Here is a 20,269-nt window from a genome sequence, read left to right as displayed (position 1 = left end):
CGGAGTACCCTTGCCGACGTGTCAGCGCCCACCCCGGAAGGCCGCAAGCTCCTCCGTCTCGAGGTCCGCAACGCGGAGACCCCGATCGAACGGAAACCCTCCTGGATCAAGACCAGGGCGAAGATGGGGCCGGAATACACGGCCCTGCAGAGCCTGGTGAAGTCCGAGGGTCTGCACACCGTCTGCCAGGAAGCCGGCTGTCCCAACATCTTCGAGTGTTGGGAGGACCGCGAGGCGACGTTCCTCATCGGCGGTGACCAGTGCACGCGACGCTGCGACTTCTGCCAGATCGACACCGGCAAGCCCCAGCCGCTCGACCGTGACGAGCCGCGCCGGGTCGCCGAGTCGGTCCAGAAGATGGAGCTGCGCTACGCCACCATCACCGGCGTCGCCCGCGACGACCTCGAGGATGGCGGTGCCTGGCTCTACGCCGAGACCGTGCGCGCGATCCACGAGCTCAACCCCGGCACTGGTGTCGAGAACCTGATCCCCGACTTCAACGGGCAGCCCGACCTGCTCGCCGAGGTCTTCGAGTCGCGCCCCGAGGTGCTCGCGCACAACGTCGAGACGGTCCCGCGGATCTTCAAGCGGATCCGGCCGGCCTTCCGCTACGAGCGGTCACTCGACGTGATCACCCAGGCGCGGGCTTTCGGACTGGTCACCAAGTCCAACCTGATCCTCGGTATGGGTGAGACTCGCGAGGAGATCAGCCAGGCGATGGTCGACCTCCACGACGCCGGCTGCGAGTTGCTGACGATCACGCAGTACCTCCGCCCGTCGCTACGTCACCACCCCGTCGAGCGCTGGGTGAAGCCCGAGGAGTTCGTGGAGCTCCAGGCCGAGGCGATGGAGCTCGGCTTCGCCGGGGTCCTCTCAGGACCGCTGGTGCGTTCGTCCTACCGCGCCGGACGCCTGTACCGTCAGGCGCTCGAGACCCGTGAAGCCCACACCGAGATGCAGGACAGCCACGCATGAGCAGCAGCACCCCGCCGCTTGACCCGTCGACGATGAGCCGGCGCCGGCAGATCCTCGAGACCTACCGGATGACCAAGCAGGTCGACCGCCGGATCGGCCTCTACATGCTGCTCGCCTTCCTGGTCTTTGGCGGCATCGGCTTCGGCATCTTCTGGGCGCTCCCCGGCAAGGGCACCTTCGCCCTGGTCATGGCCATCATCGGCGGCGTCCTGCTCGGTTTCCTCGGCATGATGATCGTCTTCAGCCGCCGGGCCCAGCGGGCGGCCTATAACCGGCTCGACGGCCAGGTGGGTGCTGGTGCGCGCGCGCTCAGCATGCTGCGCCGCGGCTGGCAGGTCGAGGAGGTCGTCGGCTTCACCAAGCAGCAGGACATGGTCCACCGCGTCGTCGGCCCTCCGGGCATCGTCCTGGTCGGCGAGGGCAACCCCAACCGCCTGCGCCAGCTGATGCTCAGCGAGCGCAAGAAGCACGAGCGCGTCGCCTCCGACTTCCCGGTCCACGAAGTCCTGGTCGGCTCGGGCGACGGCCAGGTGCCGCTCCCCAAGCTGGTGCGCCACATCCAGAAGCTCGGCCGCCAGGTGAAACCGGCTCAGCAGACCGACCTGCTGCAGCGCCTCAAGGCGCTCGACGCCCAGCGCCCGAAGGTCCCGCTCCCCCGTGGTCCGGTGCCGACGAGCATGAAGGGCATGCGCGGCAACCTCAAGGGTCGCTGATGACGGTCGCCCCGGGCAGCTCGGTGGCGTTTCCGACGGCGTCGCTCGCCCAGCGGGCACTCGCGCTGATCGTCGATTGGGCGGCCTCGACGCTGGTCTCCGTCGCGATCGTCGGGGTCACGACGCTCACCGATGGTCACACCACGATCGCCGACCTGCTGCCGCTGATCGTCTACGTGCTCGAGTCGGCGCTCTTCACGCTGTTCTTCGGCGGCTCGTTCGGCAAGCTCGCGACTCGGCTGCGCGTCGTACCGAGCAAGGGCTACGGCACCCTCCACAACCCGCTGACGCTCCTGGCTCGCCAGGCAGCGATCGCGTTCGTCATCCCTCCCCTCGTCTTCCGCGAGGACGGCCGGGGCCTGCACGACCTTATGGCCGGCACCGCGACGGTGACCCTCAGCACCTATCGGCAGCTGACCACCGTCGGCGCCTAAAAACCTGTTACATCCCTGAAACATTCGGGCAATCAAGCGAAATCTGGACACCCTACGGTCACCGGGAAGTCGCTCGCGCGAGCGCGCTTGCCACGACCACCAGGGAGATCCACACATGACTGCGAACCCGACCCGCCTGGGTGCGATCCGCGACATCGAGGCCAACGAGGCTCCGGCCGCGTTCTTTGACGTCGCCGAGAAGACGGGCGCCATCTTCGGCGAGAACGTCTTCTCTCTCTCGGTGATGCAGAAGCGCCTGCCGAAGTCGGTCTTCAAGTCCGTCGCCGCGACGATCCAGAAGGGCGAGAAGCTCGACCCCGCCAACGCCGACATCGTCGCCTCGGCGATGAAGGACTGGGCGATGGAGAAGGGCGTCACGCACTACGCGCACGTCTTCTACCCGCTGACGGGCCTGACCGCCGAGAAGCACGACTCGTTCATGGAGCCGGTCGGCGACGGCACGGCCGTGTGGGAGTTCTCCGGCAAGACGCTGGTCCAGGGCGAGCCCGACGCCTCCTCCTTCCCCAACGGCGGCATCCGCGCCACGTTCGAGGCGCGCGGTTACACCGGCTGGGACGTCCAGTCGCCGGCCTACATCCTCGAGAACCCCAACGGCAACACCCTGTGCATCCCGACGATCTTCGTCTCGATGACCGGTGAGGCGCTGGACCACAAGACCCCGCTGCTGCGCTCGCAGCACGCGATGTCGGAGCAGGCCCAGCGTGTGCTGGCGCTCTTCGGCCACAAGGACATCGACAACGTCGTGTCCTACTGCGGTCCCGAGCAGGAGTACTTCCTGGTCGACACCTCGTTCGTCAACTCGCGCCCCGACCTGCTCAACACGGGCCGCACCCTGTTCGGCGCCAAGCCGCCGAAGGGCCAGGAGTTCGACGACCACTACTTCGGCGCGATCCCCGAGCGGGTCCTGGGCTTCATGCACGACACCGAGCGCGCGCTGTTCAAGCTCGGCGTGCCGGCCAAGACCCGCCACAACGAGGTCGCCCCCGGTCAGTTCGAGATCGCCCCGGTCTTCGAGAAGGCCAACCTCGCCTCCGACCACCAGCAGCTGCTCATGTCGACCTTCAAGTCGATCGCGAAGGTGCACGGCTTCGAGTGCCTCTTCCACGAGAAGCCGTTCGCCGGCGTCAACGGCTCGGGCAAGCACGTCAACTTCTCGTTCGGCAACGGCAACCAGGGCAACTTCCTCAACCCCGGTGACAACCCGCACGACAACGCGCAGTTCCTCGTCTTCTGCGCCGCGGTCATCCGCGCTGTCCACCAGTACGGCGGCCTGCTGCGCCTCTCGATCGCCTCGGCCGGCAATGACCACCGCCTGGGCGCCAACGAGGCCCCGCCGGCGATCATCTCGATCTTCCTCGGCGACCAGCTGCAGGACGTCTTCGAGCAGATCGCCAAGGGCGGTGCCACCTCGTCGAAGCAGAAGGGCGTCCTGTCCGTGGGCGTCGACACCCTGCCCGACCTGACCAAGGACGCCGGCGACCGCAACCGCACCTCGCCGATGGCCTTCACCGGCAACCGTTTCGAGTTCCGCGCCGCGGGCTCGAACCAGACGGTGGCCGCCCCCATGGTCACGATCAACACGATCATGGCCGAGGCCCTCGACTACATCGCGACCGAGCTCGAGGCCGCCATCAGCGCCGGCACCGAGTTCAACGCGGCCGTCCAGTCGGTCCTCGCGAAGATCGTCGAGCAGCACGGTGCGGTGGTCTTCAACGGCAACGGCTACTCCGAGGAGTGGCACGCCGAGGCCGCGCAGCGTGGGCTGAAGAACCTGCGTACGACGGTCGACGCCCTGCCGGAGTACACCTCCCCCGAGGCCCTGAAGCTCTTCTCGACCTACGGCGTCTTCAGCGAGGCCGAGCTCGAGTCCCGCTTCGAGGTCGGCGTGGAGCAGTACGTCATGACGATCAACGTCGAGGCCAACCTCACCGAGGAGATCGCCAAGACCACGATCCTCCCGGCCTCGGTCCGCTACCAGACCGAGCTCGCCTCCAACGTCGCTGCCCTCAAGGCCGCCGGCGTCGAGGCCGACACGACCGACCTGGTCGCCGTGTCGGAGCTGGTCTCCGCCCTGCGCACGAGCATCACCGAGCTCTCCACCGCGCAGGCCGGTGCTCACGGTCACGAGGGGCTCGCTGAGGCGACCTACTACCGCGACGCGGTCCTCCCTGCGATGCTCAAGGTCCGCGAGGCGGCCGACGCCCTCGAGGCCGTCGTCGCCGACGACCTGTGGTCGCTGCCGACCTACCAGGAGATGCTCTTCATCCGCTGATCCCGGCTACGCACGACTGCTGCCCCCGTCCACTCCCTGGGCCGGGGGCAGCAGGCGTTCCCAGAGTTGTTTACATGGACGAAACAATGCGGGGCTGTGCGGGCAATGGGGCATTCGGTAGGTTGCTGACGATTCTCAGTGGCTGACCGATGGCTGGGCGCGCTGGCCCCAGCCGAGGAGGAACGAATGTTCAACAACAGCGAAGAGCTGCTCAAGTTCATCAAGGACGAAGGCGTCGAGATGGTCGACGTCCGTTTCTGTGACCTGCCCGGCATCATGCAGCACTTCACGGTCCCGGTCTCCTCGTTCGACCAGTCGGTCTTCGACGACGGCCTCGGCTTCGACGGGTCCTCGATCCGCGGCTTCCAGGCCATCAACGAGTCCGACATGGCGCTCTTCCCGGACCCGACCACCGCCTACGTCGACCCGTTCCGCAAGGCGAAGACGCTCAACCTGAACTTCTTCATCCACGACCCGATCACGGGCGAGCCCTACAGCCGCGACCCGCGCAACATCGCGAAGAAGGCGCTGGCCTACCTCAACACGACGGGCATCGCGGACACCGCGTACTTCGCTCCCGAGGCTGAGTTCTACATCTTCGACAAGGTCCGCTACTCGACCGGCCCCAACGAGGGCTTCTACCACATCGACTCCGTCGAGGGCTGGTGGAACTCGGGCGCCGAGGGCGACAACCTGGGCTACAAGACCCGCTTCAAGGGCGGCTACTTCCCCGTCGCGCCCTACGACCACTACGGCGACCTGCGCGACGACATGTGCATCAACCTGGAGCAGGTCGGCCTGCAGGTCGAGCGCGGTCACCACGAGGTCGGCACCGCCGGCCAGGCGGAGATCAACTACCGGTTCGACACGCTGCTCAAGGCCGCTGACGATGTCATGAAGTTCAAATACATCATCAAGAACACCGCCTGGGAGCAGAACAAGTCGGTCACCTTCATGCCGAAGCCCATCTTCGGTGACAACGGCTCGGGCATGCACGTGCACCAGTCGCTGTGGAAGGGCGGCGAGCCGCTGTTCTACGACGAGACCGGCTACGGCGGCCTCTCCGACATGGCTCGCTGGTACATCGGCGGCATCCTGAAGCACGCCCCGGCGCTGCTGGCGTTCACCAACCCGACGGTCAACTCCTACCACCGCCTGGTCCCGGGCTTCGAGGCTCCGATCTCGCTGGTCTACTCCTCGCGCAACCGCTCCGCTTCGGTCCGGATCCCGATCACGGGCACCAACCCGAAGGCCAAGCGCATCGAGACCCGCTTCCCCGACCCGTCGGCCAACCCTTACCTCGCGTTCTCCGCTCTGATGCTCGCCGGTCTCGACGGCATCCAGAACAAGACCGAGCCGGCCGCGCCGATCGACAAGGACATCTACGAGCTCCCGCCGGACGAGATGGCCGAGATCGCCCAGGTGCCGACCTCGCTCGGCGCCGTGCTCGAGGCCCTCGAGGCCGACCACGAGTTCCTGACGGTGGGCAACGTCTTCACGCCCGACCTGATCGACACGTGGATCGACTACAAGCGCGAGCACGAGATCGCCCCCGTGCAGCTGCGCCCGCACCCGCACGAGTTCGAGCTCTACTACGACATCTGAGTGGAGGAGCCCTCTGACCTGCGGTATGGGAGGTCAGAGGCTAACTCAGGCCTCACCTGGGCCACAAGCGCCGGCTGAGCCGCCGATCCGTTGATCGGCGGCTCAGCCGCGTTTCGCCCGTCGGTGGACGTCGGAGGTCGGTACGACCACAGTCGCAAGCTCGATGACCTTGGTGTCTCCTCGTTGCGTAGTGCTCAGAGAACAGTCATCAGCGGCAGCAGGTAGCGGCGCGCGAAGTCCCTGCGGACGTCGGGAGACCTCATGTCGAAATGGCTGTCGGGGGTGAGCACGAACGACAACCCCAGCCGGACGAGGACCTCGGCCGTCCCGGCGGCGTCCTCGGAGGAACCGCTCTCGTCGCCCTCCCACAACCAGTGGACGAACACGGCGCTCACCATGCCGATGACCGGGCCAGCATCCACGGTGAGGGACCGCAGGCCGGCATCGGTGTCAGAGCCGAGCACCCGGGCCGTCAGCGGCGATGCGTAGCACGCACCCACGGCTCGGGCGAACCCCTCGACGACGCGCTCATCGGGAGGCAGAGTCTGGATCTCGTCGTAGATCGTGCTGAACGTGTCATGCAGCCACTTGACCGCTGACGCCTGCAGGATCTCGGCCTTGGTGGAGAAGTATCGGTAGACCGTGGTGCGGTGAACGCCCGCACGCGCAGCGATGTTGTCCACGCTCACCCGTCGGATGCCGAAGTCGGTGAACTCCGCCAGGGCCGCGTCGAGGATCTTGGTCGCGGTCGGGTCCTCGGTCGGGGACTCGACGAGCCCCTCCGGAACAGGAGGCGTTGTCATCGGTGCTCCTCGGTCGCAGGTCAGTGGTCAACGGCGACGGCGGGTCAGAGCGCCCAGACCGTTGCGTCGCAGTGCGGTGGCCAGCGCGAGGTACCACGGACGATGCGGGTCGGGGTTGCGACCGGCAGCCATCCGATGGATCTGGTCGGTGTGCCACTGCACGTCCAGCATGCCGTCCAGCTGGCGTACGTCGGCCACCAGCCCGATCAATGGGCGAAGTCCGAGCTCGTGCGACCCGACAGGTTGCTCGGGTGACTGCCCTGAGAGGAGCAATGCACCGGCCGACGGCGTGACGCACAGTGTTCGACCCAGACCGACGAGGTCACAGGCATCGTCCGCGAGGGCGCCCTCCATGGCCTCGATCGTGCGAAAGCCGCCGGTGAGCATGAGCGGCACATCGCCGGTGACGGTGCGCAACCGCTCGGCGTACCTCTGGAAGTAGGCCTCCCTCGCCTGGGTGGAGGCCGAGGCGCCGACCATCACGGGGTTGGCATAGGTGCCACCACTGACCTCGATCAAGTCGATACCCGCGCCCACCAACGCCGCCGCCACGAGCATCGACTCGTCCTCGTCGAACCCACCGCGCTGGAAGTCGGCCGAGTTGAGCTTGATGCCGACGGGGAAGTCGTCGCCGACGGCGGCACGGATCGCCGAGACCACTGCGAGCGCGAACCGCATCCTGTTGTCGAGCGTTCCGCCCCAGTGGTCGTCGCGCTGGTTGGAGAGCGGGGAGAGGAACTGGGAGATCAGGTAGCCGTGGGCGGCGTGGATCTCCACCCCGTCGAATCCCGCGTCCCGGGCGGTCGCCGCCGCCTGCGCGAAGCTCCAGATCGTGGCGCTGATCTCGGCTTCCGACATCGCCCGCGGACGCATGGCCCCCGGGAAGTTCCCCGCGATCGCGCTCGGAGCGATCGGGCGGGTGCGGCTCGCCAGCGCGTTGCCCTGGCGGCCCGGGTGGTTGAGCTGCATCCACACCTGGTTGCCGCCCGCCTTGGCTGCCGCCGCCCAGCGACGGAGTCCCTCGTCGTCGCGGCCAGGCACGACGACGACGTTGCCGGGCTCGGCGACGTAGTCGCCGTCGACCATCACGTTGCCGGTGATCAGCAGACCGCAGCCGCTGTCCTCCGACCACCGCTGCCAGATCCGGACGAGCTTGTCGGTCACCCGGCCCTGGTCGTCGGCCAGCGCTTCACTCAGTGCCGCCTTGGCCAGCCGGTTGTTCAGCGCCCGACCCCGAGCCAGGACGAGCTCCTGCTCGATCAAGGTCGTGGCCGCCTTTGCGGTCGTGCTGGTCATGGCGAGCCTTCTTTCGTCGGGATCCGGGAGGGGGCTACCTCACACTACAATACTATAGGTTTTGTAGTATTGTTCCATCAGGACAGCGTGGTCTCGACGACAAGAAGGTGGTCTCCATGACCGACGGCAATCGCAAGCAGCAGAACGTCTCGCTCTGGCGCCGGGGCGGCGCACCGACCGCTGCCGGGCCACAGGACTTCGGCTGCTACGGGCCCGACAGCATCGCGTGGAAGCTGTTGAGCCACAGCGTCGTTCCCGCCATGACCGTCCAGGTGACCGCCTTGCTCCAGTTCACCCACGCCGGCATGTCAGCGAACATGATCGACCACGACCCGCTGTTCGAGGCCGGCCGCAAGGGGCGCGCCAGGCCCGACATGTTCGTCAACCGACACCGCCGGACCTTCGGCGTCGTCGTACCCGCGATCCTCGGCGACCAGGCCACCGCAGGGCGGATCTGCACGCACCTGCGCCACGTGCACCGCAACATGCAGGGAGTCATCCCTCGAACGGACACCCCCTACGACGCCGCTGGCCCCGAGCTCGTCCTCTTCGGTCACGTGACACTGATGCATGCAGCCCTGATGAGCTACGAGCGCGCCGGCTATCACGGCCTCCGACCGCCGAGCCGGCTGACAGATGCGGAGCGCGACCGGTTCTGGGCCGAGGTCGTCCCGTTCGCCGTCATGATGGGCGCCAACGAAGCCGATGTGCCCCGTTCCGCCGCTGAGGTGGAAGCCTTCTACGAGTCGTGCGAGGCCGACTACTACAACTTCGACCTGATGTTGCGCGAGTCCCTGCGCTCAGTCGGCGACGCACTGCGTCCCTCGCGGTGGCGTCACCCGGTGGCGGCGCTCACTGTCACCTCGCTGACCCTGTCCCACTTCTTGGCGCTCGGCATCATTCCGCCACCGGCCCGCCGGCACGCCGGCATCCCCGCTGGGCTGGACCCCGTGATCGACGTGCTCTTCCATGCTTCCCGGCCCGCGTACGCGGTGCTCGGCATCCCCGCCGTCGGCGACGCCTTGGTCTCCTGGATGGTCGGGCCTGACAGCACCGACCTGATTGCCAACGCCCGGCGGTTGATGGAAGTGGGAGCACAGGACACCGAGAGGTGCGCGGCATGAGTGCGCCGTCGGTCGCGATCATCGGCACCGGCTTCGGCGGGCTCGCCGCCGCGATCGAGCTCAAACAACGGGGCTTCGACGACCTGGTGATCTTCGAGCGTGGCGCAGACGTCGGGGGCGTGTGGCGCGAGAACACCTATCCCGGTGCGGCATGCGACATCCCCTCGCCGTTCTACTCGTTCTCCTTCGCGCCCAACCCTCGGTGGCCACGACGGTTCTCCCAACAGCCCGACATCCTCGACTACCTCCGAGGCATCGCCGACACCTACGACATCCGCCGCCACATCCGGTTCGACACCGAGGTCACCGCCGCGGAGTTCGACGAGGCGAGCAACCGCTGGACCTTGATCACCGACGCCGGAGACGTCGTCCACGTCGACGTGCTCATCTCAGCTGTGGGCCAGCTCTCCCGTCCCGCGTGGCCGGACCTTCCAGGCCGTGACACCTTCTCGGGACCGACCTTCCACTCAGCCCAGTGGGACCACGACGTCGACCTCACGGGCAAACGAGTCGCTGTGATCGGCACCGGCGCGAGCGCGATCCAGTTTGTGCCCGAGATCCAGAAGGAGGTCGGTCAGCTGAGCCTGTTCCAGCGAAGCGCGCCGTACCTCCTCCCCCGCCCCGACACCGAGTTCACCGCACTCCACCACAACGCCTTCGAGAAGGTCCCCCTCACCCAGCTGACCGAGCGCGCGCTGTGGTGGGCGCTCACCGAGACTCTCTCGATCGCCTACCTCCACTCCAAGCCCCTGTCCAAGGTGATCGAGCGCGCCAGCCGCTGGCACATGAGTCGCCAGCTGGCCAGCACCGACCTGATGGACAAGCTGTGGCCCGACTACCCGGTCGGCTGCAAGCGCATCCTCTTCTCCAGCAACTACCTGCCTGCACTGACGCAGCCCAACGTCGACGTCGTCACCGATCGGATCGCTGAAGTGACCCCGACCGGCGTCCGCACCCAGGACGGCGTGCTGCACGAGGTCGACGTCATCATCTACGGCACCGGGTTCACGGCCACGGACTTCCTGGCGCCGATGAAGATCCTGGGACGGGACAGGCGCGACCTGCGTGACCAGTGGAACGATGGCGCCCATGCCTACCTGGGCATGAGCGTCCCGGACTTCCCCAACCTCTTCCTGGTCTACGGGCCCAACACCGGCCTCGGTTCCGGGTCGATCGTCTACATGCTGGAGGCCCAGGCGCGCTACATCGCAGAGGCCGTCGGTCACCTCGAGCCGGGCCAGGCTCTTGCCGTACGGCCCGAGGTCGAGGCCCACTACGACGCGGAGATCCAAAGCGGCCTCGTCGACGGCGTCTGGTCGCAGTGCTCGAGCTGGTACCGCGGCGCCAACGGCCGCATCAGCACGAACTGGCCACACCTCGCTTCGACCTACCGTCGACGGACACGTCAGTTCCGCGCTGGCGACTACGCCGTCATCGACCTCCCGGAGACCCCATGACCACCGAGATCAAGGCCCTTTCGGGCATCCGGTACCACGCCATCGACGGCATCGGCACGATCACCCTCGCCCGGCCCGAGGTGTCCAACGCGATCGACATCCCGACTGCTCTGTCGCTCGAGCAGTCGGCGAGGCACGCCATCGCCGATCCTGACGTCCGCGTCATCGTGATCAACGCGGAGGGCCCGCGCTTTTGTGCTGGCGGCGACGTCGCGGCCATGGCCGCGGCCGTCGACAAGCCTGCTGCCGGCCGCGAGCTGGCCGAACGTCTCGATGCCGCACTGTTGGCACTCGATGCAGCCGAGAAGCCGGTGATCGCCGCGGTTCGGGGCGCGGTTGCCGGAGCAGGACTCGGGGTCGCCTTGGCCTGCGACCTCGTCGTCGCGGCCACGGACGCGAAGTTCCTCGCCGCCTACACCTCCATCGGCATCACCCCCGACTGCGGTGTCTCCTGGTTGCTGCCGCGCGCTGTCGGGCAGCAGCGGGCGCTCGAGCTGGTCTTGACGCGCCGGAAGCTGACCGCGGAAGAGGCTCGATCCTGGGGGCTGGTCACCGCGGTCGTGGACGACTCCGACCTCGATGCCGAGGTGGGGGCCCTCGCCACGCAGCTCGCTGCACTGTCGCCCTTCGCCACCGGTCAGGCCCGACGGTTGATCCGGTCCTCGTGGGACGTCACCCGGAAGGAGGCGACGCTCGACGAGGTGCGCACCGTCACCGAGGCGGTCAGCCGCGCCCTCGGGTGACGCTGAGCCGTGCTGCCCGCGCGTGCAGCTAGAGGTGGCGTGCGATGAGGTCCTTCATGACCTCGTTGGCTCCCGCGTAGATGCGCGCAATGCGCGAGTCGGTCCACATACGGGCAATGGAGTATTCCTCCATGTACCCGTAGCCACCGTGCAGCTGGAGGCACCGGTCGACGACCTGGTTCTGCTGGTCCGTCGTCCAGTACTTCACCATCGCCGCCGTCTTGACGTCGAGCTCACCGCGCACGTGCTGTGCCACCGCATCATCGACAAAGGTGCGGACGACGGCCGCGAGGGTGGCGCACTCGGCGAGCTCGAAGCGCGTGTTCTGCAGGTCGAACAACGGCTTCCCGAACGCCGTACGGGACTTGGTGTACGCCAGCGTCGTCTCGACAGCGGTCTCGATCACCGCGGCTGCGGTGACGCCGCAGATGAGTCTCTCCTGCGGCAGCTGCTCCATCATCTGGAAGAAGCCCTGGCCCTCCTGCGTCCCGAGGAGGTGAGACGCCGGCACGCGCAGGCCGTCGAAGAAGAGCTCTGCGGTGTCGGAGCCGCGCTGGCCGACCTTCTTGAGCACCCGTCCGCGCTGGAAGCCGGGAGTCTCGTCCGATACCTCGGCGACGATCAGGGAGACCCCCTTGGCCCCGAGTTCGGGGTCGGTCTTGGCCGCGATGATCACCAGGTCGCAGTTGTAGCCACTGGTGATGAAGGTCTTGGCCCCGGAGATGACGTACTCGTCCCCTTCCCGGACAGCCTTCGTCGTGATGCCCTGGAGGTCCGAACCGGTGCCGGGCTCCGTCATCGCGATGGCGCCGACCCACTCACCCGACGCGAGCCGGGGCAGCCAGCGACGCTTCATCTCCTCGCAGGCGTAGGCGAGCAGGTAGTGCGGCACGATGCCGGAGTTGACGGCGACCTGCATCGTCGAGTCGCCGACTTTGGCCTGCTCGGTGACCAGGACGGCCTCGTGCGCGAACGTGCCGCCGCCTCCGCCGTACTCCTCGGGGATCGACATGCACAGCAGGCCGAGCTCACCGGCGCGCCGGTAGACACTTCGATCGGCATGGCCCTGGGCCACGAACTCGTCGAGGCGCGGCGCGATCTCCTTCCCGAAGAATTCACGGGCGAGCTCGGCGACCGCGGTGAGCTCGTGGACGGTGGATTCTGTGGTGGTGCTCATCTCGTTCCTTCGGTTGGGGGATCTGGGAGTGGCATCACCACGTGCTCGGTGGCGAGGAACCACTGGACCTCGGCGAAGAGGTCGGCCTCGAGGGCCGCGAGCGCGGCAGCCTCGGAAGATGCGAACGCCGCCTTCTGCGCGGCGACATCGTCGAACCACAGCTCGGCAGCTCCGTCCCACGGCCACGCCCGGGAACCTTGGACGGCGTGGTTCTGCCGGTAGCCGCGCAGACCGGGCAGCCGGACGGCAAGCGTCGCGACGTCGGACCGCCACACCCGGTAGAACTCCTCCGGTGTCATCTCCGGGCGCCGCCGGACCACGCCGACGAGCTTGATCACGCCATCTCCCACATGAGCTTGCGCAGCACTTCAAGGGTCTCCGAGGTTCGAGCCGGCTCCCGCCAGCTCACGTCGAAGGAGAACGACGTAGCCCCAGCGGCGACCAGGTCGCCGAGCCAGTCGGCGTACGACGGCTCGGCCACCTCCAGGGCAGGCCCGGCCACGCGGACCACGATGTCGAGACCAGCGGGATCGCGTCCTGAGTCAGCGCAGCGGTTCCGCAGGTCGTTCACATCGGCCCTCAGACGGGCGGCGTCCGGCCGGCCCCCCGGAGTCGAGACCGCCCAACCGTCGCCGTACTTCACGATCCGCTCGAGCGCCTTTTCCCCCGCCCCACCGATGAGGATCGGTAGCCGCGCCTGCACGGGACGCGGGTGCAGCTCGACGCCAGCCGGCACCTCGAACGGACCGTAGGCTCCCGGTTCCGGCGACCCTGTCCAGCCGGCCCGCAACAGCGCCAGCCCACCATCCATCCGCGCGCCACGGCGGCGGAACGGCACGTCGAGCGCGTCGTACTCCTCCTCGAGCCAGCCGATGCCGGCCCCGAGCGTGATCCGGCCGCCGGAGAGCCTGTCCAGGGTGGCGACCTGCTTGGCCAGGAGGAGCGGATGGCGCAGCGGCAGGATCGCGACCGAGACCCCGAGGCCGATGTGCGAGGTGGCCGCGGCCAGGTAACCCAGGGTGGTGGTCCAGTCGTACCAGTCGGCGTCGGGCGGCAGGAAGAACCGGCCGTCCTCGCTGAACGGGTAGCTCGACTGCGAGTCGCGGACCAGCAGGGCGTGGTCGCTGACCCAGATCGTGTCGAAGCCCAGGTCCTCGACCGTGCGGGCAGCCGTGTCGTACGACGTGCCGCGGGGCGGGCTGGGCGGCAGGTGGACTCCTGAACGGACCATCAGGCGGCGCCCCGTTCCTTGCGAGCCATCAGCGCCGCCCGCCGACAGAGGCAGACGAGGGTGCCGTCCTGCTTGTAAGTGCGGTGCTCGAAGCGGACGATCCCGGCGTCCGGGCGAGACTGCGACGCGCGCTTGGACAGGAACTGTGTCTCCACGCGGAGCGTGTCCCCCACGAAGACAGGAGCCGGGAAGCTGACCTCCTCGAAAGCAAGGTTGCCCAGCGTGGTGCCGAGCGTGGTCTCGGTGACGGGGATGCCGACGGTGAGACCCATCGTGAAGATGCTGTTGACCAGCAGCTGCCCGTACATGCTGCCGGCCGCGAACTCGGCGTCCAGGTGCAGTGGCTGGGTGTTCATGGTGAGGGTGGTGAAGAGCAGGTTGTCGGTCTCGGTCACCGTCCGCCGCAGGTCGTGCGCGATCACCGCACCTTCGATGATCTCTTCGTAGTACAGGCCAGCCATCAGGCTTCTCCGTTCCGTTCCATGACCGCGAGAGCGGTCTTCACGTGGGCGATGTCGACGTGCTCGCCCTCGAAGTCGACGGCCCCCAAGCCGCGTTGAGCAGCGTGCTCGTAGGCCGCGACCAGACGGCGACAACGGTCGAGCTCTTCGCGGCTCGCGCCGTAGACCTCGTTCACCGTCCGGCAGTGCGACGGGTGGATCAGCAGCTGGCCGCGAAACCCGAGCCGGCGGTTCTGGAGCGCGAACCGCTCCAGCCCGCTGAGGTCGTCAATGTCCTGCCAGACCCCGACGAGCGGATGCTCGAGACCGGCTGCGCGACACGCCAGTACCGCGCGACTGCGGTAGTAGACGGTCTCCAAGCCGTCGACGGTCCACTCGAAGCCCAGCTCGCGCTCGACGTCTCCCCCGCGGGCGACGGCGCTTTGCAACGACCAGACCCGGTGGGAGGCGGTGGCCAGGGCCTCGCAGTTCACCACAGACTGGGCGGTCTCGAGCGAAGGGATCAGCTTGATGCGGTTGGGAAGGCTGACGCGCGCCTCGAGCTCGGCGTCACTGACGAGCGCACAGAAGTCGGTGACGTCCTCGGCGGTGCGGACCATCGGCAGGAGCAGTCCGTGCAGCCCATCCATGACGCACGCGTCGACGTCGTCCTGAGCCAGCCCGGTGTCGAGCGCGTTGGGGCGGACCAGGACACCGACCTCGGGGTGGTGCGCGCGCAGCCACCGGATCGAGTCCGCCGCGAGCGCCCGGGCACGCAGCTTCTGCGTCGGCGGCACGGAGTCCTCCAGGTCGAGGATCACGGCTTGGGCACCCGCGGCGACCGCCTTCTGCACCCAGCCATCACGGTGCGCCGGGACGAACAGGTAGGACGCATAGGCCCTCATGACGCCTCCTCCACAGTGGTAGCCGCGAGGTCCGCGACCACGAAGTTCCGACAGACGCCGATGCCCTCGACGTGGGTCTCGAGCACCTGCCCCGCGACGAGGCCGTCGTCCGTCGCGGCACCCACGCCGCCGGGTGTCCCGGTGAGCAGCACGTCCCCCGGTTCGAGGCGGGTGAACTGGCTGACGTAGCTGACGATGTCTGCGGGCGCGAAGACGAGGTCCGAGGTCCGGCCCAGTTGCCGCACCACCCCGTCGAGCAGGCACGTGACCGCCAGGTCGCGGGCATGGTCCACCTCGTCGGGGGTCACCAGTTCCGGGCCGAGGGGTGTGGTCGCGTCGAACGCCTTCCCGGCCAGCCACTGCGTCGTCCGCCGCTGCCAGTCGCGCATCGAGACGTCGTTGGCCACCGTGTAGCCACCGATCGCGCCGAGAGCATCCGCAGGACTCAAGCGGTAGGCCGGCGCACCGATGACGAGCGCCAGTTCGGCCTCCCAGTCGACGTGGGCCGAGACGTCCGGCAGCGGCAGGTCGTCGTAGGCACCGGCCAGGGTGCTGGCGAACTTGGTGAACAGCGTCGGGTGGGTCGGCCGCTCGCGCCCCATCTCCGCGATGTGGTCGGCGTAGTTGAGGCCGACGCAGATCACCCGCGACGGTGTCGGGGAGAGCGGCGCGTGGTCCGCTTCGGCGACCGGAACCCGGCCGATGCCTTCCGACATCCCCGGCAGTTGGTGGAAGAGGTCGGCGACGCCGCTGCGCGCGTACACGACGTACTCGTCGCCATCGCGGCGCGCGAGCCGGGTGCCGTCGAGCCAGCGCAGCGTCGCCCACCTGGTCATGCGTCGTCCTCCTCGATGGACAGCAGGACCTGCGCCGGGGCGACCGAGTCACCGAGGGCGACCTCGAGCGAGGTCACCACGCCGGTGCGGCCGGCGCGCAGCGGGTTCTCCATCTTCATCGCCTCCAGGACGCACACGACCTGGTCGGCCTCGACCCGGTCACCGGCGGCGCAGGCGAGCTTGACGATGGTGCCCTGCATCGGCGAGCGGACGATCCCGTCACTGGAGACCAGGTCCGCACCGCGCTCCGCGGTCTGGAGGACGACCTGCGGCGGCGGTCCGTCGTCGGGCATCCAGTAGGTGCGGCCGTTCACGGTCGCCAGGCGGCGCGGCGGCAGTCCTGCCTCGACAGGTACGTCGGCCAGCCGGTCCAGCGCCCGCGCCATCGTGGACTCGGTCTCGAGCCAGCGGGTCGTGTGCACGTCCTCGACGAAGTGCGGGTGCTCGAGGATCAGGCCGTGCGCGGGTGCGGTGGTCCGGATCCCGCCCACGCCCAGCTCCCGGAGCGCTCGTCGCGCGTTCGCGATCGCGGCGGGGCGGTCCTCGCCCCACACGACGAGCTTCCCGACGAGTCCGTCGTAGTGCTCGCTCACGACGTCGCCGCGCTCGTAACCGGTGTCGAACCGGACGCCGGACGGTGGCTGGAGCGCGGTGATCGGCCCCGGTGTCGGCAGGAAGGAGCCGCCGCGCGGATCCTCGGCGTTGATCCGCAGCTCGATCGCGTGACCGCTCACCGAAAGGTCGGCCTGCTCGAACGAGATCGGCAGGCCGGCAGCGATGCGCAGCTGCTCGGCGACGAGGTCGACCCGACCGGCGGTGCCGATGTCAGCCACCGCCTCGGTGACGGGGTGCTCGACCTGCAGGCGGGTGTTCATCTCGAGGAAGAAGAACTCGTCGTCCTGGGCCAGGAACTCCAGGGTTCCGGCCCCGCGATAGTCGACCGCCTTGGCCAGTGCGATCGATGCCTGGAACATGGCGTCGGCGGTCTCTGCCGAGATCGTGGAGGCCGGTGCCTCCTCGAGGAGCTTCTGGTGCCGGCGCTGCACCGAGCAGTCGCGGGTGCCGACGGCGACGACGGTCCCCAGCTCGTCGGCGAGCACCTGGACCTCGACGTGCCGCGGCCGCTCGAGGTAGCGCTCGACGTAGACCTCCGGCTCGCCGAAATACGCCGTCGCCTCGCGCCGGGCGGACTCGACGGCCGCATCGGCCTCGTCGTCGCCGTGCACCACCCTCATACCGCGGCCACCGCCGCCGTACGAGGCCTTGACCGCGAGCGGGTAACCGTGCCGGGCCGCGAACGCCCGCACGCCGTCGCCGTCCACCACCGGGTGCTCGGAACCGGGGATCGTGGGAACGCCGGCCGCCGTGGCGGCAGCGCGAGCACTGAGCTTGCTCCCCATCAGCTCCATCGCCTCGGCCGGCGGACCGACGAAGACGCCTCCCGCCTGCTGCACGGCCGTGACGAAGTCGGCGTTCTCGGACAGGAAGCCGTAGCCGGGGTGCACCGCCTCAGCCCCGGTCTGCTCGATCGCGGCGACGATCTTGCTCACGTCGAGGTACGACTCGGCCGCGGTCGTGCCGCCGAGCGAGACAACCTCGTCGGCCAGTCGGACGTGGAGGGCTCCGGCGTCGACGTCGGAGTGGACCGCGACCGTGGCGATGCCGAGCTCACGGCAGGTGCGGATCACACGCACCGCGATCTCACCGCGGTTCGCGACCAGGACCGTGCTGAAGGGCGGCGCGGTCATGACGCGTACGCCGAGGCCGGGAGGTCGACGTCAGGGAGGTTGACGACCAAGTTGTCGGGCGTGCGTGCGGTTAGCCAGACCAGCTCGGCGTCCTTGCTGCGGTTGCACTCGATGTGCGGCATCCACGGCGGCACCTGGACGAAATCGCCCTCGTCGAGGTCGTAATACTCCCGGTAGCCCTCGCCGAAGTAGATGCGGGCCTTGCCCTTGAGCACGTAGCCGCCGGTCTCGGCGCCCGCGTGGTGGTGCGGCACCGACCGGTAGGCCGGGTCGTTGAGAACCTTGCCCAGCCAGATCCGGTCTGCACCCATGCCGCGGTGGATCGCGGCGATTCGGGTCGCTCCGGCGCTCTGGTTCGTCTCCACCGTCAGCTCATCGGCGGTGACCCGGATCGGTGCCAGGTCGTGGCGCAGATCGCTCATCCGGTCACCGCCAGCAGTCGTCGGATCTGAGCGACCTGTTCACCGCGGTCCGGGTTCAGCGGAGTGAGCACCACGGTGCTGACGCCGGCGGCCTCGTACTCCTTCACCCGGATAGCGAGGTCGGCCTCGGTGCCGATGAGGTTGACCGCGAGGGCCAGTTCGTCGGGGACCGCGGCCGCCGCCTCGGCTTTGCGGCCCGCGAGGAAACGATCCTGGATCTGGTCTGCTTCACGGCGAAACCCGTAGCGACAGGCCAGCTCGTTGTAGAAGTTCGTGCCCCGTGCGCCCATGCCGCCGATGTAGAGAGCGAGCTGCTCCTTCGCGGGCTGGAGGCGCTCGGGCGTGGCCTCGCCGAGCTCGAAGAGCACCTGCACCGTGGTCTGCAGGGAGCCGAGCTCTGGATCCCGTCGTGTCATTCCGGCGCGGAGCGAGTCTCCCCACACGCCGTCGGCCATGCCCGGGTGGAAGAACAGGGGCAGCCATCCGTCGGCGATCTCGGCGGCCAGCTCCACGTTGCGGAGGCCGATGGCCGCGATCGAGACCGGGATCCGGTTGCGGACCGGATGGTCGATCAGCTTCAACGGTTTCCCGAGGCCGGTGCCCCGGTCGGCTGGCAGCGGAACCGGGTAATGGATCCCGTCGTGCACCAGCGCCTCGCGGCGCCAGACCGACCGGCAGATGTCCACCACTTCGCGGGTGCGGCCGAGCGGGGCGTCGTACGGAACGCCGTGGAATCCCTCGACGACCTGCGGACCGGAGCTGCCCAGGCCCAGGTGGAAGCGGCCGTTCGAGACGAAGTCCAGGCCCGCGGAGCTCATCGCGGTGAGCGCGGGGGTGCGGGTGTAGATCGGCAGGATGCCGGCGAGCAGCTCGACCCGCTCGGTCCGGGCGGCCACGTAGGCGAGATGGCTGATCGCATCGAACGTGTAGGCCTCGCCGGCGAGGACGACGGAGACGCCGGCCCGTTCGAGCTGCGGCAGCAGCGCAACGGTCTCGTGAAAGGCGTTGCCGTGCGGGAGGGTGATGCCGATACGGACCCCGCCCGCGGTCTCCGGGGCCGGTCCGAGCCCCTGGCTCACATGCGGGTTCACGACGCTCCGGTCCGTTCCAGCGGACGGCGCTGGTCGCCGGCGAACTCTGCGACGACCGACTGCGACGTCGGCACGATGCCCGAGTCGGCGGTGCCGAGGACTGGCATCGCCGGACGCGCACGCCCGAGGAGGTCGGTCATCTCCCGAGCGACGTCGTCGGTGGACCAGCGTCGGCCGAGGTCGGTCACGACGCCCTCGTGCCAGCCCTCGTTGACGAAGACCTTGCCGCCGAGCACGGTGAAGGTCCGCCCCGTGACGTGACCGGCCTCCTCGCTGCACAGCCAGGCCAGCAGCGGAGCGGCATTGGCTGGATCCATGATGTCGAACTCGCCGTCGCGCGCGGTCATCGTGTCGGCGAACAGGGTGGCCGTCATCCGGGTGCGGGCATTGGGCGACAGCGAGTTGACCGTCGCGCCGTAGCGTCGGAGCTCCTCAGCAGCGGTGAGCGTGAAGGCGGCGATACCCGCCTTCGCTGCGCTGTAGTTGGCCTGCCCGATGTTGCCGAACAGTCCCGCCGGTGACGTCGTGTTGACGATCCGACCCGAGGCCGGCTGGCCCGACTTGTGGGCTGCGCGCCAATGCCGAGCTGCGGCGCGGGTCAGCAGGAAGGTGCCGCGCAGGTGGACCGCCATGACCGCGTCCCACTCGTCGACGGTCATGTTGACGAGCATGTGGTCGCGCAGGATGCCGGCGTTGTTGACGACCGCGTGCACATCGCCGAACTCCTCGACGGCGGCGGCCAGGAGGTCGTTGACGCCGTCCTCGTCGGTGACGTCGCAGCCCAGCGAGATGGCACGTCCTCCTGCTTCCAGGATCTCGGCCGCCACGTCGGCCGCCGGGTCCTCTCCCCCCAGGGCGAGGTCGTTGACGACGACAGCCGCACCGTGCGCAGCGAACTCCAGCGCGTGAGCGCGGCCAAGACCGCGGCCGGCTCCAGTGATGATCGCGACGCGCTCGTTCAACAGCTTGCTCATGG

The 20,269-nt window shown here is 68.5% G+C and carries 20 protein-coding genes; 8 read left to right on the top strand and 12 right to left on the bottom strand.

The window, feature by feature from the left end; translation table 11 throughout:
• The first annotated feature begins 18 nt into the window (after window positions 1-18).
• The 5 genes from lipA to glnA all read left to right on the top strand — a co-directional run bounded on the left by lipA (window position 19) and on the right by glnA (window position 6,020).
• On the top strand, window positions 19-975 hold the full coding sequence (lipA, locus tag F0U44_RS17520) for a lipoyl synthase (RefSeq protein WP_149729650.1): 957 nt from the start codon (window positions 19-21) through the stop codon (window positions 973-975).
• Window positions 972-1,688, top strand: coding sequence for a DUF4191 domain-containing protein (locus F0U44_RS17515; RefSeq protein WP_149729649.1), 717 nt, complete (start codon window positions 972-974; stop codon window positions 1,686-1,688). Before lipA ends, F0U44_RS17515 begins: the two co-directional genes overlap by 4 nt.
• Complete coding sequence (locus tag F0U44_RS17510; protein WP_149729648.1) at window positions 1,688-2,122, top strand: RDD family protein; 435 nt, start codon at window positions 1,688-1,690, stop codon at window positions 2,120-2,122. Before F0U44_RS17515 ends, F0U44_RS17510 begins: the two co-directional genes overlap by 1 nt.
• A 115-nt stretch (window positions 2,123-2,237) precedes the next feature.
• Complete coding sequence (locus tag F0U44_RS17505; protein ID WP_149729647.1) at window positions 2,238-4,415, top strand: glutamine synthetase III family protein; 2,178 nt, start codon at window positions 2,238-2,240, stop codon at window positions 4,413-4,415.
• Window positions 4,416-4,601: 186 nt separating this feature from the next.
• Window positions 4,602-6,020, top strand: coding sequence for a type I glutamate--ammonia ligase (gene glnA, locus F0U44_RS17500; protein ID WP_149729646.1), 1,419 nt, complete (start codon window positions 4,602-4,604; stop codon window positions 6,018-6,020).
• 194 nt (window positions 6,021-6,214) lie between these two features.
• Here the strand turns inward: glnA and F0U44_RS17495 are convergent, their stop codons facing one another.
• Both F0U44_RS17495 and F0U44_RS17490 read right to left on the bottom strand, forming a co-directional pair.
• On the bottom strand, window positions 6,215-6,823 hold the full coding sequence (locus F0U44_RS17495) for a TetR/AcrR family transcriptional regulator (protein WP_149729645.1): 609 nt from the start codon (window positions 6,821-6,823) through the stop codon (window positions 6,215-6,217).
• A gap of 27 nt (window positions 6,824-6,850) precedes the next feature.
• Window positions 6,851-8,119, bottom strand: a complete 1,269-nt coding sequence (locus F0U44_RS17490; protein ID WP_149729644.1) for an NADH:flavin oxidoreductase/NADH oxidase family protein — start codon at window positions 8,117-8,119, stop codon at window positions 6,851-6,853.
• A 116-nt stretch (window positions 8,120-8,235) separates the two neighbouring features.
• Here F0U44_RS17490 and F0U44_RS17485 point away from each other — a divergent pair, with 116 nt between their 5' ends.
• Genes F0U44_RS17485 through F0U44_RS17475 form a run of 3 tightly spaced genes read left to right on the top strand, consistent with a single transcriptional unit; the run spans window position 8,236 to window position 11,443 of the window.
• Window positions 8,236-9,243, top strand: coding sequence for an oxygenase MpaB family protein (locus F0U44_RS17485; RefSeq protein WP_149729643.1), 1,008 nt, complete (start codon window positions 8,236-8,238; stop codon window positions 9,241-9,243).
• Window positions 9,240-10,700 (top strand): flavin-containing monooxygenase, encoded by a 1,461-nt coding sequence (locus F0U44_RS17480; protein WP_149729642.1) that lies wholly within the window; start codon window positions 9,240-9,242, stop codon window positions 10,698-10,700. The genes F0U44_RS17485 and F0U44_RS17480 overlap by 4 nt, the downstream gene beginning before the upstream one ends.
• On the top strand, window positions 10,697-11,443 hold the full coding sequence (locus F0U44_RS17475) for an enoyl-CoA hydratase/isomerase family protein (protein ID WP_149729641.1): 747 nt from the start codon (window positions 10,697-10,699) through the stop codon (window positions 11,441-11,443). The genes F0U44_RS17480 and F0U44_RS17475 overlap by 4 nt, the downstream gene beginning before the upstream one ends.
• Window positions 11,444-11,471: 28 nt before the next feature.
• Here F0U44_RS17475 and F0U44_RS17470 read toward each other — a convergent pair whose 3' ends face one another.
• The 10 genes from F0U44_RS17470 to F0U44_RS17425 are packed head-to-tail and all read right to left on the bottom strand — an operon-like array spanning window position 11,472 to window position 20,267.
• Complete coding sequence (locus F0U44_RS17470; RefSeq protein ID WP_149729640.1) at window positions 11,472-12,620, bottom strand: acyl-CoA dehydrogenase family protein; 1,149 nt, start codon at window positions 12,618-12,620, stop codon at window positions 11,472-11,474.
• A complete protein-coding gene (locus F0U44_RS17465; protein ID WP_149729639.1) occupies window positions 12,617-12,958 on the bottom strand; it encodes an EthD family reductase in 342 nt (113 codons plus the stop codon). The genes F0U44_RS17470 and F0U44_RS17465 overlap by 4 nt, the downstream gene beginning before the upstream one ends.
• A complete protein-coding gene (locus tag F0U44_RS17460; protein WP_149729638.1) occupies window positions 12,955-13,851 on the bottom strand; it encodes an LLM class F420-dependent oxidoreductase in 897 nt (298 codons plus the stop codon). Before F0U44_RS17460 ends, F0U44_RS17465 begins: the two co-directional genes overlap by 4 nt.
• Window positions 13,851-14,312 carry a MaoC family dehydratase gene (locus F0U44_RS17455; RefSeq protein ID WP_149729637.1) on the bottom strand — a complete coding sequence of 154 codons (462 nt, stop codon included), beginning with the start codon at window positions 14,310-14,312 and terminating at the stop codon, window positions 13,851-13,853. Before F0U44_RS17455 ends, F0U44_RS17460 begins: the two co-directional genes overlap by 1 nt.
• Entirely contained in the window at window positions 14,312-15,196 is an 885-nt protein-coding gene (locus F0U44_RS17450) for an HpcH/HpaI aldolase/citrate lyase family protein (protein ID WP_149729636.1), read from the bottom strand. Before F0U44_RS17450 ends, F0U44_RS17455 begins: the two co-directional genes overlap by 1 nt.
• Window positions 15,193-16,032, bottom strand: coding sequence for a fumarylacetoacetate hydrolase family protein (locus F0U44_RS17445; protein ID WP_149729635.1), 840 nt, complete (start codon window positions 16,030-16,032; stop codon window positions 15,193-15,195). Before F0U44_RS17445 ends, F0U44_RS17450 begins: the two co-directional genes overlap by 4 nt.
• Window positions 16,029-17,780 (bottom strand): acetyl/propionyl/methylcrotonyl-CoA carboxylase subunit alpha, encoded by a 1,752-nt coding sequence (locus F0U44_RS17440; RefSeq protein WP_149729634.1) that lies wholly within the window; start codon window positions 17,778-17,780, stop codon window positions 16,029-16,031. The genes F0U44_RS17445 and F0U44_RS17440 overlap by 4 nt, the downstream gene beginning before the upstream one ends.
• On the bottom strand, window positions 17,777-18,202 hold the full coding sequence (locus F0U44_RS17435) for a cupin domain-containing protein (protein ID WP_149729633.1): 426 nt from the start codon (window positions 18,200-18,202) through the stop codon (window positions 17,777-17,779). Before F0U44_RS17435 ends, F0U44_RS17440 begins: the two co-directional genes overlap by 4 nt.
• Window positions 18,199-19,293 (bottom strand): LLM class F420-dependent oxidoreductase, encoded by a 1,095-nt coding sequence (locus F0U44_RS17430; RefSeq protein ID WP_223163736.1) that lies wholly within the window; start codon window positions 19,291-19,293, stop codon window positions 18,199-18,201. Before F0U44_RS17430 ends, F0U44_RS17435 begins: the two co-directional genes overlap by 4 nt.
• Window positions 19,290-20,267 carry an SDR family oxidoreductase gene (locus F0U44_RS17425; protein WP_149729632.1) on the bottom strand — a complete coding sequence of 326 codons (978 nt, stop codon included), beginning with the start codon at window positions 20,265-20,267 and terminating at the stop codon, window positions 19,290-19,292. Before F0U44_RS17425 ends, F0U44_RS17430 begins: the two co-directional genes overlap by 4 nt.
• Window positions 20,268-20,269: the final 2 nt, after the last annotated feature.

Origin of the sequence: Nocardioides humilatus (genome assembly GCF_008373755.1) — a bacterium.
Classification (GTDB): domain Bacteria; phylum Actinomycetota; class Actinomycetes; order Propionibacteriales; family Nocardioidaceae; genus Nocardioides; species Nocardioides humilatus.
Note: the sequence above shows the minus strand (reverse complement) of the source record. Positions and strands in the feature narration are given on the sequence as shown.

Coding starts and splice junctions, on each gene's coding strand:
- F0U44_RS17515 (WP_149729649.1), top strand. CDS start 972: ATGAGCAGCAGCACCCCGCCGCTTGACCCGTCGACGATGAGCCGGCGC.
- F0U44_RS17510 (WP_149729648.1), top strand. CDS start 1,688: ATGACGGTCGCCCCGGGCAGCTCGGTGGCGTTTCCGACGGCGTCGCTC.
- F0U44_RS17505 (WP_149729647.1), top strand. CDS start 2,238: ATGACTGCGAACCCGACCCGCCTGGGTGCGATCCGCGACATCGAGGCC.
- glnA (WP_149729646.1), top strand. CDS start 4,602: ATGTTCAACAACAGCGAAGAGCTGCTCAAGTTCATCAAGGACGAAGGC.
- F0U44_RS17495 (WP_149729645.1), bottom strand. CDS start 6,823: ATGACAACGCCTCCTGTTCCGGAGGGGCTCGTCGAGTCCCCGACCGAG.
- F0U44_RS17490 (WP_149729644.1), bottom strand. CDS start 8,119: ATGACCAGCACGACCGCAAAGGCGGCCACGACCTTGATCGAGCAGGAG.
- F0U44_RS17485 (WP_149729643.1), top strand. CDS start 8,236: ATGACCGACGGCAATCGCAAGCAGCAGAACGTCTCGCTCTGGCGCCGG.
- F0U44_RS17480 (WP_149729642.1), top strand. CDS start 9,240: ATGAGTGCGCCGTCGGTCGCGATCATCGGCACCGGCTTCGGCGGGCTC.
- F0U44_RS17475 (WP_149729641.1), top strand. CDS start 10,697: ATGACCACCGAGATCAAGGCCCTTTCGGGCATCCGGTACCACGCCATC.
- F0U44_RS17470 (WP_149729640.1), bottom strand. CDS start 12,620: ATGAGCACCACCACAGAATCCACCGTCCACGAGCTCACCGCGGTCGCC.
- F0U44_RS17460 (WP_149729638.1), bottom strand. CDS start 13,851: ATGGTCCGTTCAGGAGTCCACCTGCCGCCCAGCCCGCCCCGCGGCACG.
- F0U44_RS17455 (WP_149729637.1), bottom strand. CDS start 14,312: ATGGCTGGCCTGTACTACGAAGAGATCATCGAAGGTGCGGTGATCGCG.
- F0U44_RS17450 (WP_149729636.1), bottom strand. CDS start 15,196: ATGAGGGCCTATGCGTCCTACCTGTTCGTCCCGGCGCACCGTGATGGC.
- F0U44_RS17445 (WP_149729635.1), bottom strand. CDS start 16,032: ATGACCAGGTGGGCGACGCTGCGCTGGCTCGACGGCACCCGGCTCGCG.
- F0U44_RS17440 (WP_149729634.1), bottom strand. CDS start 17,780: ATGACCGCGCCGCCCTTCAGCACGGTCCTGGTCGCGAACCGCGGTGAG.
- F0U44_RS17435 (WP_149729633.1), bottom strand. CDS start 18,202: ATGAGCGATCTGCGCCACGACCTGGCACCGATCCGGGTCACCGCCGAT.
- F0U44_RS17425 (WP_149729632.1), bottom strand. CDS start 20,267: ATGAGCAAGCTGTTGAACGAGCGCGTCGCGATCATCACTGGAGCCGGC.